This is a genomic window from Jannaschia pohangensis (genome assembly GCF_900113875.1).
In the GTDB taxonomy this organism is placed as follows: Bacteria; Pseudomonadota; Alphaproteobacteria; order Rhodobacterales; family Rhodobacteraceae; genus Jannaschia; species Jannaschia pohangensis.
Genome location: NZ_FORA01000004.1, coordinates 68,119 through 82,071 on the forward strand (window position 1 = coordinate 68,119; position 13,953 = coordinate 82,071).

Here is a 13,953-nt window from a genome sequence, read left to right on the forward strand (position 1 = left end):
ATGCACGGGGCGAAATTCACGTCGGACCGGCGGGTGATCGACAGGTGATCTGCGTCCGACGCGATTTACGAACCTATACGGCCCAGATCGGCAATCCGGGTGCACAGGCGCACGATTTCCGACAGAAGGTTCAGGCGGTTGCGGCGCACGATCTCGCTGTCGGCATTGACCTGCACGGCCTCGAAGAAGGCGTCGATGGGCGCGCGCAGGGCGGCGAGGGCAGTCATGGCGGCCGGGTAATTCTCGGCCGCGAGCGCCGCTTCGATGGCCGGTCTGGCGGGGGCGAGAGCGGCGAAAATCGCGCGCTCCTCCTCGGTTTCGGCCAGCTTGGGATCGGCGCCATAGCTGTATTCCACGCCGTCCTTCGCCTCGGCCTGATCGAGGATGTTTTTCGCCCGCTTGTAACCCTGTATTAAGTTTTCCCCGTTATCGGTGGCGAGGAAGGAATTGAGCGCGCGGGCGCGGGCGGTGACATTGGCCAGGTCATCGGTCCGGTCGCCGGTCAGACAAGCGTCGATGACATCGTGGCGGATGTCCTCGGACTTGAGGTGCTGCTTGAGGCGGTCATGGAAGAAGGAGAGGAGATTGAAATCCGCGGCCATGCCCGTGAAGTCGTCGCTGTCGTTTGGCTCCGGTCGTGGCGCATTATGAAGCTTGAGACAGCTATCAAAGGCTTCCAACAAGTTCAGATCGATCTCGTTCTCCAGCACCAACCGAATTACCCCCAAAGCCGCCCTTCGCAGCGCGTAGGGGTCCTTGCTCCCGGTCGGCTTCTCGTCGATGGCCCAGAACCCGGCCAGCGTGTCGAGTTTGTCGGCCAGCGCGACGGCCACGGACACGGGCGCGGTCGGGACGGCGTCGGAGGGGCCGAGGGGGGAGTAGTGTTCCTGCGCGGCGAGGGCCACGGCAGGGTCTTCGCCCGCGGCTTCGGCGTAGTAGCGGCCCATCAGGCCCTGCAGTTCGGGGAATTCGAAGACCATTTCGGACGACAGGTCGGCCTTGGCCAGACGCGCGGCGCGCTCGGCCAGATCGGGGTCGGCGCCGACGGCGGGGGCCAGTTCTCGGGCCAGCGCCGCGATGCGCTCGATCCGTTCGGCCTGTGACCCCAGTTTGGCGTGGAAGGTCACGTTGGACAGGGCGTCGGTCCAGGTTTCCATCCCCGCCCGGGCGACGCGCAAGTCATTCTCCCAGAAGAATTTCGCGTCCGACAGGCGGGCCGACAACACGCGGTTGTTGCCCGCGAGGATCGTCGAGCCGTCGTCCGCCGTGGTGCGGTTGGCGACGGTGATGAAGCGGACGATCTTGCCGGTTTTGTCGCGGACCGAGAAAAACTTCTGGTGCTCCTTCATGGAGGTCTGCAGCACCTCGGGCGGCAGGTCGAGGAAGGCGTCGCCGATCTTGCCCATCAGGACGACGGGCCATTCGACCAGCCCCGCGACCTCGGCCAGGAGGCCTGCGTCTTCAACGACTTCCAGCCCGGCGGCGAAGGCCTGATTGGTGGCGTCCTGCCAGATGTGGTCGGCGCGTTCTTCGGACGACAGGATGACATGGGCGCGCTTGAGCCGCGCCTCGTAGTCGTCGAAGGAGGTCACCGCAAAGCGGCCCGGCGACATGAAGCGGTGCCCCTCGGTCGTGTTGCCCGCGACGATGCCGTCGATGTCGAGCGGGACGACGCTGGCCCCGTCCTCGCGCGTGAGGATGCAGAGGATGGAGCGCAGCGGGCGCACCCACCGGAGGCTGCCTTCGCCCCATCTCATGGATTTGGGCCAGGGGAAGTTGCGGATCGTCGTTTCCAGCACCTCGGCCACGATCTCGGCGGCGGGGCGGCCCGGACGGGTGATCCGCGCGAGGTAGACCTGACCCTTCTTGTCGTCGGCGACCTCCAGCTGGTCCTTGGTCAGGCCGGTGGAGCGCAGGAACCCGTCGAGCGCCTTTTCGGGGGCGTCGGTGCGCGGGCCCTTGCGCTCTTCGGTGGTGGTGGGGCTGACGTCGGTCAAGCCCTGAACCGACAGGGCGAGGCGACGGGGCGTGCAATGGGCGACGGCGCCCGCATAGGTCAGCCCGGCCTCGACCAGCCCGTCGGTCACCCGCTGGCGCAGGTCATCGGCGGCGCGGCGCTGCATCCGGGCGGGGATTTCCTCGGAGAACAGCTCGATCAGCAGGTCGGACATCTAAAGGCTTCCCTCGGTCAGCGGAGTGTAGGTGGCGCGGTCGGGGCAGGCTTCGCCGACGGGGGTGCCGTCATATGCCTTGCGGCCGCATTCGTTGAGCTCGTTCCAGGCCCATCCGCGCCCGTCATCGGTCAGCGCGACGACGCGGTCGACCCCGTAGGCGACGTTGGGATAGGCGATGAAGCCCTGCGCCGTGCCCGAGGCCAGAAGCGCGCCAATGGCCTCGGCGTCGAAGCAGTCGAACCAGGGGGGCGCGATGGTGGGGGCGGCGCCCGGGTGGGCGCGGGTAGCGAGGTCGCCCGTCACCTCGGCCAGGGTCAGGTCGTGGGCGAAACAGGCGCGGAACCCCAGGGGCGAGGAGGTCGAGGCGATGGCCTGAACGTCGGTCGCGGGCAGCAGGTTGAGCCCCGTGTCCGAGGCGAGCGTCAGGGTCACCGGCCCCTCGACCGGGTCGTAGTAGCCGCGCGTCTGGGCGTACCAGATGCCCGCGCCCATCCCGAACGCGACAAGCAGCAATGCGATGACGACGGCCTTGCCCATTTCGCCCCTGTCCCTCCGTGTGGTCAGGGCGCGGGTTACACCGCGCCCCGGTCAGGGGCAAGCGATGCGGGCGGCGCGGTCAGACCCAGTCGAGGCAGACCTGGCGCGCGGGGTAGGCGGCGGCGATGTCACGTCGCAGGGCGGCGAAATCCGGGCGCAGGGCGGGGAACTTGCGTTCGTGGGTTTCGGCGACGAGGCAAGGGATGCGGGCCAGAAGGCCGCTGTCGTGGAGGGCGCGCAGGAGCGATAGCTCCGCCCCCTCGATGTCGAGCTTCACGAAGGCGAGGCGGCCGCAGTGCGGGGGTGGGTCGAGGGACAGCGTGTCGGGCAAGTCGCCTCGGGCCAGGTCGGCCAGGATCGCGGGCAAATCGTGGACTGGCACGGTGATGTTTTGGCCATGCCCCGCCTCAGCCGGACGGACCCCGTCCAGCAGGGTCGATCCGACGGTGCCCGAAAGGGGATCGTCGGTGAAGGTGACGGAGCGGTGCAGGGTGGCGGTGCCGGAGGTCAGGCCGACGGCCCCGGGCATCAGGTGGACGTTGTCGCGCGCGCCAAGGCGGGTTTGCAGCTCGGCGAAGGCGACGGGGTCAGGTTCGAACGCGTAGACGGTGGCGCCGGTATCGGCGAGCGGGCCCGAGACCACGCCGACATTCGCGCCGCAATCGACCACGACATCGTCGGGGCCAAGCTGCGTCAGCAGGCCGTCGAACATTCCGGTGGCATGGGCGCGGCGCGTTCGGGCGATGATCTTGCGCCTCATCCGGCGTTGCAGAAGTGCCAGGTCGCCCCGGGGTGCGGGGGCGTCGTGGGAAGGCCCGGTATCGGGTGGTCCGGACCGTCGGGACTCGAGCATGGTGTCATCCTCCGCTGGCTGGACTCGCAGGATAGACCTGCCAGACGGAGATTGCCGAGCCGTTAACGCGCACGCGGACCTGTGGGCGAAAAGCCGACGATGCGGGGCGGATGTTTGCCGAAAACCGCGCTCAGGCGGCGTCGGTCCAGCCACCCGCGCGGGTCGTCAGGAAGGCGTCGGCACAGGCCTTGGCCAGGGCGCGGACCCGTCCGATATAGGCCTGCCTCTCGGTCACCGAGATGACGCCGCGCGCATCCAGAAGGTTGAAGATGTGGCTGGCCTTGATGCATTGGTCATAAGCCGGGTGGGCCATGACGATGCGCTTGCCGGTCTTGGGGTCCTCTGCGGGTTTCGACAGGATTTCGGAGCAATGCGCCTCCGCCTCCTCGAAATGGCGCAGCAGGACGGCGGTGTCGGCGGTGTCGAAGTTCCAGCGGGCGTATTCCTCTTCGGTCTGGCGGAACACGTCGCCATAGGTCAGCGGGATCGGCGCCGAAGGATCGTTGAACGGCATGTCCATGACGTGATCGGCCCCGAGCACATACATCGCCAGACGCTCCAGACCATAGGTCAGCTCGCCCGAGACGGGGTGGCAATCGTGGCCGCCGACCTGCTGGAAATAGGTGAATTGCGACACTTCCATGCCGTCACACCAGACTTCCCATCCGAGGCCCCAGGCCCCGAGGGTGGGCGATTCCCAATCGTCTTCGACAAAACGGATGTCGTGCAGCTCCGCGTCGATGCCGATGGCCTGAAGCGAGCCGAGATACAGCTCCTGAAGGTCGGGCGGCGAGGGTTTGATGAGGACCTGATACTGGTAATAATGTTGCAACCGGTTCGGGTTCTCGCCGTAGCGGCCATCGGTCGGACGACGCGACGGCTGGACATAGGCGGCGGCCCAGGCGTTCGGCCCGAGGGCGCGCAGGGTGGTGGCCGGGTGGAAGGTGCCTGCGCCGACCTCCATGTCGTAGGGCTGCAGCACGGCGCAGCCCTTGGTCGCCCAATAGGATTGAAGCCGCAGGATGATCTCCTGAAACGACCTGGGGGTGTCTGTGATGCCCATGGCAAGCCTCTTGAACCGCGTGCGACCGCGTCTATGCGGCAACACTTGGCCCGTCAACGCGCGGCTTGGCGGCAAACGTGACACTCCGGCCCCTTCCCTTGGGACACCGGATCGGAAAGGAAGGAGGGCAATTATCTGACCGACCGAGAGAGTTTCATGCGCTTCGCTGCGATCCTGCTTGCCTGTTCCGTGTTTTCCGCCGCCACGTTCCCTGCCGCAGCGCAGGACCGTGTCTTTGTCCAGATCGAGGCGCACCCCAGTCTGTCCGAAGCCGAAAGCCGCGCCCGCGCCTATGGCGCCGTGGTCACGAACATCAACGGCTTCGCCCTTGGCGGCGGCTGGTACGGCATCGCGCTCGGGCCCTTTGACGTCGACACGGCGCGCAGCGTTCTGCGCGATCTGCGCGAAGACGGTCTGATCCCGCGCGACAGCTATGTGACCGAAGGCGACACCTACCGCGACCGCTTCTGGCCGGTTGGCGCCGGTGCGACGGCGGGGATCACTGCCCCCGACCCGGTGGAGACGCAAACCCTTCCCGCGACCGACAGCACGCAGATCGCGGGCGTGGTCGTCCCTGATCCGGTCGTGATCGAACCCGACGAGACCCCGCGGGAGGCCCGCGCTTCCGAGGCGCTTCTGAGCCGCGAGGAGAAGATGGAGCTGCAGCGCGCGCTGCAATGGTTCGGCTTCTACACCGCCGGGATCGATGGCAGCTTTGGGGCTGGCACGCGCAATTCGATGGCGGCCTGGCAGGCAGCGTCGGGGATCGAGACGAGCGGTGTGCTGACCACCCGCCAGCGGGCGCAATTGATGGCGGAATACGCAGAGGCGCAGGCCGAACTGGGGCTGGAGCCGCTGACGGTGGCCAAGGCGGGCATCGCCCTGACCGCGCCGCTCGGGCTGGTGACCTTCGACCGGATCGAAGCGCCCTTCGTGCATTACCTACCCAAGAACGACAGCGGTGTTCGCCTCTCGCTGATCTCTCAGCCCGGGGATCGGACCGCGCTGGCAGGTCTTTACGAGATCTTGCAGACCCTCGAAATCATCCCGACCGAAGGCGACCGCAGCAAGTCGCGCGACTCGTTCCGGATCACCGGTGTCGCGCCGGACCGCACGACGCAGGTGGTGGCGGAATTGGCCGATGGCCACATCATCGGCTACATCATGAGCTGGCCCGAGGCGCAGGACGCACTGGCCGCGCGGGCCCTGCCCGAGATGGAGCGGACGCTGGCCTCGGTCGGAACGCCGTTGGCCCCCGACGCGGGGTTCCAGCCGTCCGAGCAGAGTTTCGACATGGTTTCGGGCCTCGATGTGCGCAAACCCCTGCGCTCCGCGTCGGGGTTCTTCGTCGATGGTGCGGGAACGGTCGTCACGGCCAGCGAGACCGTCGCCGCCTGTGGCCGGATCACGCTGGACCGTCTGCACGATGCGACGATCGCGGCAAGCCAGCAGGGTGTCGCGATCCTGCGCCCCGTGAACCGCCTGGCCCCGGTCGAAGTCGCTGCCTTTGCCCCGTCCGAGGGGCGGCTGCGCAGCCCGGTGTCGGTCGGCGGCTTCCCCTATGGTGGCGTTCTGGGGGCGGCAACGCTCAGCTTCGGGACGCTGGAGGATGTGCGGGGTCTGGACGGATCGCCCGATGTGATGCGCCTGTCGCTGCCTGCGCGGGACGGGGATGCAGGTGGGCCGGTTCTGGACGGATCGGGCCGGGTGTCGGGCATGTTGCTGCCCGATGCGTCGGACCCCACGCGGGCCTTGCCCGATGACGTGACCTTCGCGATCAAGTCGACGGCGCTCCAGACGATCCTGACGTCGGCGGGCGTTCAACCCGTGGTGTCGCAGAGCATCGCCGCCATCGCGCCCGAAGACCTGACCACCCGCGCCGTGGGAATGACGGTGCTGGTCAGCTGTTGGGAGTGACCCTCACCCCTGCCAGAACCGGCGGGTGAACAGCACGTAGACAACCACGAGTTCCAGCCGTCCGATCAGCATCGCCGAGGCCAGCAGCCATTTGGCGGTGTCCCCCAGGGGCGCGAAATTGCCCGCCGGGCCGATGATGTCGCCCAGACCCGGGCCGACATTCGCGATGGCGGTCGCCGCCCCGGAGACCGAGGTCAGCAGGTCGAGGCCGGTCATCGCCAGCAGCACCGAAAACACCCCGAGCGTCACGACGAAGAGGACGAAGAACGCCATGACCGACGACAGCACGTCCTCGGACACGCGGCGGCCGTCGTAGCGGGGAAAGAAGATGCCGTGAGGCGAGTGAATCTGACGGATCTGGGTTTTGACCGTGGCGAACAGGATCTGGTAGCGGAAGATCTTGACCGAGCAGGAGGTGGACCCGGCGCAGCCCCCGATCAGGCCGCAAAAGAAGAACAGCGCGATGATGAAGCCGCCCCATTCCATGTAGTCCACGCTGGCGAAGCCGGTGCCGGTCAGGATGGAGGCGATGTTGAACAGCGCCTCGCGCACGGCACGTTCCACCGGATAGCCGTCGACCACGATCAGGGCCCCCGATGTGACGACCACAAGGGAGAGGGCGGTGCCAAGAAAGGCTCGCAGCTGGCTGTCGGTCAGGAGCGGTCGGCTCTGACCGTTCAGCAGCTGGACATAGAGGACAAAGGGAGAGGCGGCGGCCAGCATGAAGAAGGTGGCGATATATTCATGTGGGCCCTGGAAGGCCCCGAAACTGGCATCGTAGTTGGCGAAGCCGCCCGTCGACACCGTGGTCATCGCATGGACGACCGCGTCGAAGGTGCCCATGCCGGCCGCCCCATAGGCCAGGGCGCAGGCCAGCGTGATGCCAAGGTAGATCGTGGAGATGGTAGAGCTGATCTGGGCCGCGCGGGGCAGGACCTTGCCCATGGTGTCGAAGGCCTCGGAGCGGAAGATCTGCATTCCCCCGACGCGCAGTTCCGGCAGGAAGACCATGGCGACGACGATCACGCCGATCCCCCCGAACCACTGCAACAGGCCGCGCCACAGAAGGATGCCCTTGGGCAGCTCGTCGAGGCCGACAATCACCGTGGAGCCGGTCGTGGTCAGGCCCGACATCGCCTCGAAGAAGGCGTCGGTATAGCTGAGCTGCGTGGCGCCGATGGTGAAGGGGATGGCGGCGAAGATCGGCAGCGCCAGCCAGACCCCCGTGGTCAGCAGGAACGTCTGTTGCAGTGACAGCCGGTCGCGCACGGCATTGGCCGTCGACAGCGACAGACAGGCGCCGACCAGCATCGTCAGCAAGCCGGATTCGACGAAGACCGGCCATTCCCCATTGTCGACGATGATATCGGCAAGCGCGGGCAGGCCCATGGATGCGCCCAGAACCACCAGCAACAGGCCGATCACATATCCGACGGGGCGCACGTCCAGCATTGGCCCGGTGTCCTGTGCCCGCGCGATCAAGTCAAGCGCGGCGGTCGGCGCGCGCGCGTCTGCCCGATTGGCTGACCGCAAGGCCACAGGCGATCAGGGCGAGGGCGACAAAGAAGCGGCCTGGCAGGACCTCGCCAAGGATCAGGGTGCCGAAGACCATGGACCAGACCGGGACCTGGTAGTTGACGAGGGTCATGAAGCTTGGCCCCGCCGACCGGATTACCTGGACCCGCAGGAGCGCGGCAAAGGCCGTGGGGATAAGGCCGAGGAACACGATGGCCGCCATGATGCCCGGGTCGGCCACCTGCGGCACCCCTTCGGTCAGGAGCATGGCGGGGACAAGGAATATGGAGCCGACCACAAGGGTCAGCGCGCTCAGCCACATGGCGTCGATGGGCGGACAGCGGCGGGTCAGGATCGACCCGAAGGCATAGCTGACCGAGGCGCAGAGACAGGCGATCCGCCCGATGGCGGCCAGGTCGCCATCGCCCGCCGCCGTGACACCGGGACCAAGAAGAACGAGCGCGCCCACAAGACCCAGACCGAAGCCCCCCGCCCGCCGCATCGTCAGCCGGTCGCCCGGCACGAACCAATGGGCAAGCGGCAGCACGAACAGCGGCAGGACCGCCATGCTGAGCCCCGCAAAGGCCGATGGAACATATTGCTGGCCCCAACTGAGCAGCATGAAGGGCAGGGCGGTCGTCAACACGCCAAGCACCGCCACAAAGGCCAGGAGCATGGGTGTCACGACCGGGAACGGCCGCCGCAGGACAAGGACCAGGGACAGCAGCGCCAGCGCGCCGAGCGCCGTGCGCGCCGCCGCGACCGTGACAGGGCCGTAGCCGCGCAGGGCGATGGCCACGACCATGAACGTGCCGCCCCAGATCAACCCGAGGGCGATGATCGACGCATAGTTCCCGAGGGTGGGCTGCGAAACGGGGGTGTCGGTCGTGGTGGCCATCTCCGCTCCCTAGCCTGCGGCAGGGGGCGAGAACAGAGCGATGATGGGTAGGATCGCGCGTTCGGTCGCCGCAACGGCTGCCGATACGCCGACAATTGTTGCGGGCCCATTGGCGGGCCGCGTCCTTGACCCTATGTCATGTGCTCAACATCAAGCGTCACCGGAGAAGGGCCGCAGAATGTCATATGAGGGATGGATCGTCGTTTGCCTGTTGGGCATCGTTCTGGCGGTCGTGGTGATGGCCTATCACAAGCAGAGCGAAGCTGTGGCGCGCCGCAATGCGAAATCGGCGGCCTCCGGCAAGTCGGGCAGCGGCACCGTTTGACGGAACCCCGGCGCCGCGCGGCGCGTTTCCTTTCCAATGCACCCAACCAATTCGGAAAGGACCGCCTAATGAGTTTTGAATTCCTGTTGCCGCTGCTGTCGATGTTCACCCTTCTGGGGGCCGTTGTCTTCGCCTACGTCAGTCAGCAAAAACTGATCGACCGAATGAACGACCCGAACGCGCCGAAATCGACACTTGCCGCGGACGTACCGAACGACGCCAAGCCGGCGGATGTCTGATACGAAAAAAGGCGGGTCTTGATGACCCGCCTTTTCCTTGTCCGCTCTATCGGTCGAATCAGTTCTTGGACTTGTCGACCATCTTGCCCGCCGAAATCCAGGGCATCATCCCGCGCAGCTTCTCGCCCGTGGCTTCGATCTGGTGCTCGTCGTTGAGGCGACGGGTGGCCTTGAACATCGGCTGACCCACCGAGTTTTCCGCCATGAAGTCCCGCACGAACCGGCCGGTCTGGATGTCGGTCAGAACCTCTTTCATGCGCTTCTTGGTTTCCTCGTAGGGCAGGATGCGCGGGCCGCTGACGTATTCGCCATATTCGGCGGTGTTCGAGATCGAGTAGTTCATGTTGGCGATGCCGCCCTCATAGATCAGGTCCACGATCAGTTTCACTTCGTGAAGGCACTCGAAATAGGCCATCTCGGGGGCATAACCCGCCTCGACCAGCGTCTCGAAGCCCATGCGGATCAGCTCCACCAGACCACCGCAGAGCACGGCCTGCTCACCGAAGAGGTCGGTTTCGCACTCTTCGCGGAAGTTCGTCTCGATGATGCCCGACCGGCCCCCGCCGATGGCGGAGCAATAAGACAGCCCGATTTCCAGCGCCCGGCCGGAGGCGTTGTTGTCGACGGCGACAAGGCAGGGAACGCCGCCGCCCTTGGTGTACTCGCCGCGCACGGTGTGACCCGGACCCTTGGGCGCCATCATGATGACGTCGACGCCGGGCTTGGGCTCGATCAGGCCGAAGTGGACGTTGAGGCCGTGGGCGAAGGCGATGGCGGCGCCGTCCTTCAGGTGGGCGTGGACATGGTTCTTGTAGGTCTGGGCCTGAAGTTCGTCGGGCATGGTGAACATGATCAGGTCGCACCAGGCGGCGGCTTCCTCGATCCCCATGACCTGCAGGCCTTCGCCTTCGGCTTTTGCCCGGCTCGGCGAGCCTTCGCGCAGGGCGACGACGACGTTCTTGGCGCCGCTGTCGCGCAGGTTCAGCGCATGGGCGTGGCCCTGGCTGCCATAGCCCAGAATGGCGACTTTCATGTCCTTGATGAGGTTCACATCGCAATCGCGATCATAGTAAACGCGCATGGTCTCTCTCCCTGAAGCGGTTTTGCGTTGCGGCGTTGCTATCGGTTCGATCGGCAAAATCACAGAAGAGATCGGGATAGATTCCGAATGGATTTCGAGATATCCATTCGTCATCAAAGGTAAACTGCGAGTTTTCATGCTGTCCGATCTGGATCGTCGTATCTTGCGCCGCTGGCAGGCCGATGCGGATCTGTCGCCGTCCGACCTCGCGGCGGCGCTGGACCTGCCTGCGGCTACCGTGTCGCGGCGGATCGAGCGACTGCGCGAGACGGGGGTGCTGCGCGGATTGCGCGGCGTGATCGATTGGGCTGCACTTGGCTATTCTGTCGAGGTGTCGCTGCGCATCCAGCTCGACAAGACGGTGCCCGGGGCTTTCGACGCGCTGATGGCCGAGGCCCGGAAGGTGCCCGAGGTGACCGAGATGCAGACCTTCCTGGGCCGGGTCGATCTCCGCCTGACGGTGATCGCGCGGGACATGACCCATTGGCAGAGCCTCTACCGCGACCGCATCCTGACCCTGCCGCATCTGGCCGAGATCGAGGCGCTGATGCACGTGGCCACCGTCAAGACCGACCAGACGTTGCCCATATGACCGAAGCGATCGACGATACCGACCGCGCCATCCTGCGGGTGGTTCAGGCCAACGCGAGGCTGTCGGCGGGGGCCGTCGGACGCGCCGTCGATCTGTCGCAGCCGGCGGCCTGGCGGCGCCTGCGGCGGTTGCGCGATCTGGGCATCCTGCGGGGGCGGGAACTGACGCTCGACCTCGAAAAGCTCGGCTTCGGGGTGACGGTGTTCCTGGGCATCAAGCTGGCGACGAAGGGCCGGGTCAGTCTGGACGATTTCGAGCGGGCGGTGACCGCCATCCCCGAAGTGCGCCGTGTCGAGCATGTTCTGGGCCGTTATGATTACCGGCTGCGGGTTACCGCCCGCGACCTGCCCGACTTCGAGCGGGTCCTGCGGCGGCGGATCATGGCGCTGCCCGGTGTGGGCGAGATGGAGGCGAATGTGCTGCTGTCCGAAGAACGCTTGCCGGGGCCGCTGTGACCGCGCCCGAGCGGACCCCCGAGGACCGGGCCTGCTTTCTGCTGTCCGAACTGTTTCTCGACACTGACACCCGCGGCAGTCTGGATCGTCTGGCGCAGGAATTGCGGGCGACGGGCGTGCCGGTCGCGGCACTGGACCGGCTGATGGTGGAGGATGTGGCTCGCGTGTGCCTGACGAACCTCTATTCCCCGGCGGGGGAATGGGAGGGGTTCGATACCGATTGGCTGCTGGCGCGGATTGCCAAGAACCGGGCCGATCCGGGCGTGCTTGCCCCGGTCCGGCGGTGGATGCGGCGGCGTGCCCTGCGCCGGATGGTGCCCGAGTGGTCCGATCTGCGCGCACGCCTTCGTGACGCACCGACCTAGGCCCGGATCAGCGCGGCAGACTCCATTCGAGCGCGTCATGGGCAAGGGGCGAATAGCGGAAAGTCCGAAACCCCATGGACCCGGCGGCATTCACGTTCGTGGAACTGTCGTCGATGAAGAGAACCTCGCCCGCCGTCAGCTCCATCGCATCGAGCACTGCCTGAAATGCCTCGGTTGCGGGTTTGGCATGGCCGATCCGGGCCGAGGCGAACACCTGTTCGATGCCGGGAAACTGCGGCAGCAGGCCATCGACCCAATCGGCACGGCGACTGTCGGCATTGGTCAGGATCGCCTGACGCAGGCCCTGCCGTTGCAACCGGGCAATCGCCTGCTGGATGCGGACATTCGGGTGGAAGTCGTTGTCGAGCCAATGCTGGACGACCGCCTCGGGCGTGGTGTCCGCCCCGCTGCCGGTGATCCAGCCGTCGATGCGGTCGAAGATATCCTCGGCCCCGGTCAGCAACCCGTCGAGCCCGCCGAACACGGCATCGGTGAAATCGTCGATGGGCGCGCCGAACTTGTCCTCGAACCCCTTGGACCACAGGAAGCGGCCACCGGGCGCGTTGACGTTCAGCACGCCGTCGAAATCCCAAAGGACGGCGCGGAGGGGGACATTTGAAACGATCATTCCACAAGCCTAGCCGATCATCGTTGGTCTGGCGATGGCGCTTTGCGGGACAGAATGCCGCCCATTGGAAACCCGCCGCGACGATCCGCCGGGGTCGGCGGACCAGTTTGCCTTTGCGCGGGGACGAGCCGCATGTGAGAACATGACCCAAGCAGGAGGAGAGATCATGGCATTGCTCGACACCGTTGACCCCGAGGGTCTAGACGAATTTTCAGTGGTCTTCACCGACCGCTCGCTCAATTCCATGAGCGGGGCGTTCCAGCAGGTCATGCGCGACCTACATGCGGGGCTCTGCGAGGTCTATCAGGCCGACCACGCGGTCATCATCCCCGGCGGCGGCACCTTCGGGATGGAGGCGGTGGCGCGGCAGTTCGGGCAGGGGGCCAAGGCCCTTGTGGTGCGCAACGGCTGGTTCTCCTATCGCTGGTCGCAGATCATGGAAGCCGGGGCTTTCACCGCCGGGACGGAGGTCATCAAGGCCCGTCAGTCGGGCAACGACAGCAAATCACCCTTCGCCCCCCCACCCATCGAGGAGGTCACCGCCCGCATCCGCGAAACCCGGCCAGATGTCGTCTTTGCGCCCCATGTCGAAACCAGCGCCGGCGTGATCCTGCCTGACGACTACATCACGGCCCTGGCCACGGCGGCCCATGAGGTCGGCGCGCTCATGGTGCTCGACTGCATCGCGTCGGGCTGCATCTGGGTCGACATGAAGGCGACGGGCGTCGATGTCCTGCTCAGTGCGCCGCAAAAAGGCTGGTCCGCCTCGCCCTGTGCGGGTCTGGTGATGTTGTCGGATCGCGCGGCGGAACGGGTGGCGGCCACGGCCTCCGACAGTTTCGCCATCGACCTGAAGAAATGGCACCAGATCATGCAGGCCTATCTGGCGGGCGGCCACGCCTATCACGCGACGATGCCGACCGATGCGCTGCGCGCCTTCCGCGACACATTGAACGAGACGCGGGCCTATGGCTTCGACCGCCTGAAGCAGGCGCAATGGGATCTGGGCACCAAGGTCCGCGCGATGCTCGCGGCCAAGGGCATCCGGTCGGTTGCGGCCGACGGCTTCGGTGCGCCCGGCGTCGTGGTCAGTTTCGCGCCCTCGCCCGAGATCCAGTCGGGCAAGGCGTTCATGGCGCATGGGATGCAGATCGCGGCGGGCGTTCCGTTGCAATGCGATGAGCCGGCGGATTACGCGTCGTTCCGCATCGGACTGTTCGGGATGGACAAGCTCATGGATGTGGACGGGACGATGGCCCGCCTGTCGCGCGTGATCGACCAGGTCTTTCCGGACTGACGTGCGCGGTTGCC

At 66.3% G+C, this 13,953-nt stretch carries 15 protein-coding genes; 7 read left to right on the forward strand and 8 right to left on the reverse strand.

Features of this window, described 5'->3' with window-relative positions:
- Positions 1–65 precede the first annotated feature (65 nt).
- The 4 genes from glyS to BM002_RS14130 form a co-directional block, all read right to left on the reverse strand.
- Positions 66–2,171 (reverse strand): glycine--tRNA ligase subunit beta, encoded by a 2,106-nt coding sequence (gene glyS / locus BM002_RS14115; RefSeq protein ID WP_092782478.1) that lies wholly within the window; start codon positions 2,169–2,171, stop codon positions 66–68.
- The gene (locus BM002_RS14120; protein ID WP_092782481.1) at positions 2,172–2,711 is read right to left on the reverse strand and encodes a DUF6446 family protein; all 540 of its coding nucleotides are present in this window, start codon (positions 2,709–2,711) and stop codon (positions 2,172–2,174) included. It abuts the gene before it with no gap.
- A 79-nt stretch (positions 2,712–2,790) separates the two neighbouring features.
- Positions 2,791–3,564, reverse strand: coding sequence for an FkbM family methyltransferase (locus BM002_RS14125; RefSeq protein WP_092782484.1), 774 nt, complete (start codon positions 3,562–3,564; stop codon positions 2,791–2,793).
- A gap of 130 nt (positions 3,565–3,694) precedes the next feature.
- Positions 3,695–4,627, reverse strand: coding sequence for a glycine--tRNA ligase subunit alpha (locus tag BM002_RS14130; protein ID WP_092782487.1), 933 nt, complete (start codon positions 4,625–4,627; stop codon positions 3,695–3,697).
- Between the two features lie 156 nt (positions 4,628–4,783).
- Here BM002_RS14130 and BM002_RS14135 point away from each other — a divergent pair, with 156 nt between their 5' ends.
- On the forward strand, positions 4,784–6,544 hold the full coding sequence (locus BM002_RS14135) for a serine protease (protein ID WP_092782490.1): 1,761 nt from the start codon (positions 4,784–4,786) through the stop codon (positions 6,542–6,544).
- Positions 6,545–6,547: 3 nt separating this feature from the next.
- On the opposite strand, the gene BM002_RS14140 is transcribed toward BM002_RS14135, so the two are convergent.
- On the reverse strand, positions 6,548–7,996 hold the full coding sequence (locus tag BM002_RS14140) for a TrkH family potassium uptake protein (protein WP_092783257.1): 1,449 nt from the start codon (positions 7,994–7,996) through the stop codon (positions 6,548–6,550).
- Between the two features lie 31 nt (positions 7,997–8,027).
- A complete protein-coding gene (locus BM002_RS14145; RefSeq protein ID WP_092782493.1) occupies positions 8,028–8,957 on the reverse strand; it encodes a DMT family transporter in 930 nt (309 codons plus the stop codon).
- Positions 8,958–9,135: 178 nt separating this feature from the next.
- Between BM002_RS14145 and BM002_RS19325 the strand changes: the two genes are divergently transcribed.
- Positions 9,136–9,282 (forward strand): hypothetical protein, encoded by a 147-nt coding sequence (locus BM002_RS19325; protein WP_175484908.1) that lies wholly within the window; start codon positions 9,136–9,138, stop codon positions 9,280–9,282.
- A gap of 68 nt (positions 9,283–9,350) precedes the next feature.
- The gene (locus tag BM002_RS19330) at positions 9,351–9,521 is read left to right on the forward strand and encodes a hypothetical protein (protein ID WP_175484909.1); all 171 of its coding nucleotides are present in this window, start codon (positions 9,351–9,353) and stop codon (positions 9,519–9,521) included.
- Positions 9,522–9,579: 58 nt separating this feature from the next.
- On the opposite strand, the gene ilvC is transcribed toward BM002_RS19330, so the two are convergent.
- The gene (gene ilvC / locus BM002_RS14150) at positions 9,580–10,602 is read right to left on the reverse strand and encodes a ketol-acid reductoisomerase (protein ID WP_092782496.1); all 1,023 of its coding nucleotides are present in this window, start codon (positions 10,600–10,602) and stop codon (positions 9,580–9,582) included.
- A 136-nt stretch (positions 10,603–10,738) separates the two neighbouring features.
- Here ilvC and BM002_RS14155 point away from each other — a divergent pair, with 136 nt between their 5' ends.
- The 3 genes from BM002_RS14155 to BM002_RS14165 are packed head-to-tail and all read left to right on the forward strand — an operon-like array spanning position 10,739 to position 12,014.
- Entirely contained in the window at positions 10,739–11,194 is a 456-nt protein-coding gene (locus BM002_RS14155; protein ID WP_092782499.1) for an Lrp/AsnC family transcriptional regulator, read from the forward strand.
- A complete protein-coding gene (locus tag BM002_RS14160) occupies positions 11,191–11,649 on the forward strand; it encodes an Lrp/AsnC family transcriptional regulator (protein WP_092782502.1) in 459 nt (152 codons plus the stop codon). Before BM002_RS14155 ends, BM002_RS14160 begins: the two co-directional genes overlap by 4 nt.
- Complete coding sequence (locus BM002_RS14165) at positions 11,646–12,014, forward strand: DUF7079 family protein (RefSeq protein WP_092782505.1); 369 nt, start codon at positions 11,646–11,648, stop codon at positions 12,012–12,014. The genes BM002_RS14160 and BM002_RS14165 overlap by 4 nt, the downstream gene beginning before the upstream one ends.
- Before the next feature lie 7 nt (positions 12,015–12,021).
- On the opposite strand, the gene BM002_RS14170 is transcribed toward BM002_RS14165, so the two are convergent.
- Complete coding sequence (locus BM002_RS14170; protein ID WP_092782508.1) at positions 12,022–12,642, reverse strand: HAD-IA family hydrolase; 621 nt, start codon at positions 12,640–12,642, stop codon at positions 12,022–12,024.
- 166 nt (positions 12,643–12,808) lie between these two features.
- Here BM002_RS14170 and BM002_RS14175 point away from each other — a divergent pair, with 166 nt between their 5' ends.
- Positions 12,809–13,939, forward strand: coding sequence for an aminotransferase class V-fold PLP-dependent enzyme (locus tag BM002_RS14175; RefSeq protein ID WP_175484929.1), 1,131 nt, complete (start codon positions 12,809–12,811; stop codon positions 13,937–13,939).
- The last annotated feature ends 14 nt before the right edge of the window (positions 13,940–13,953 follow it).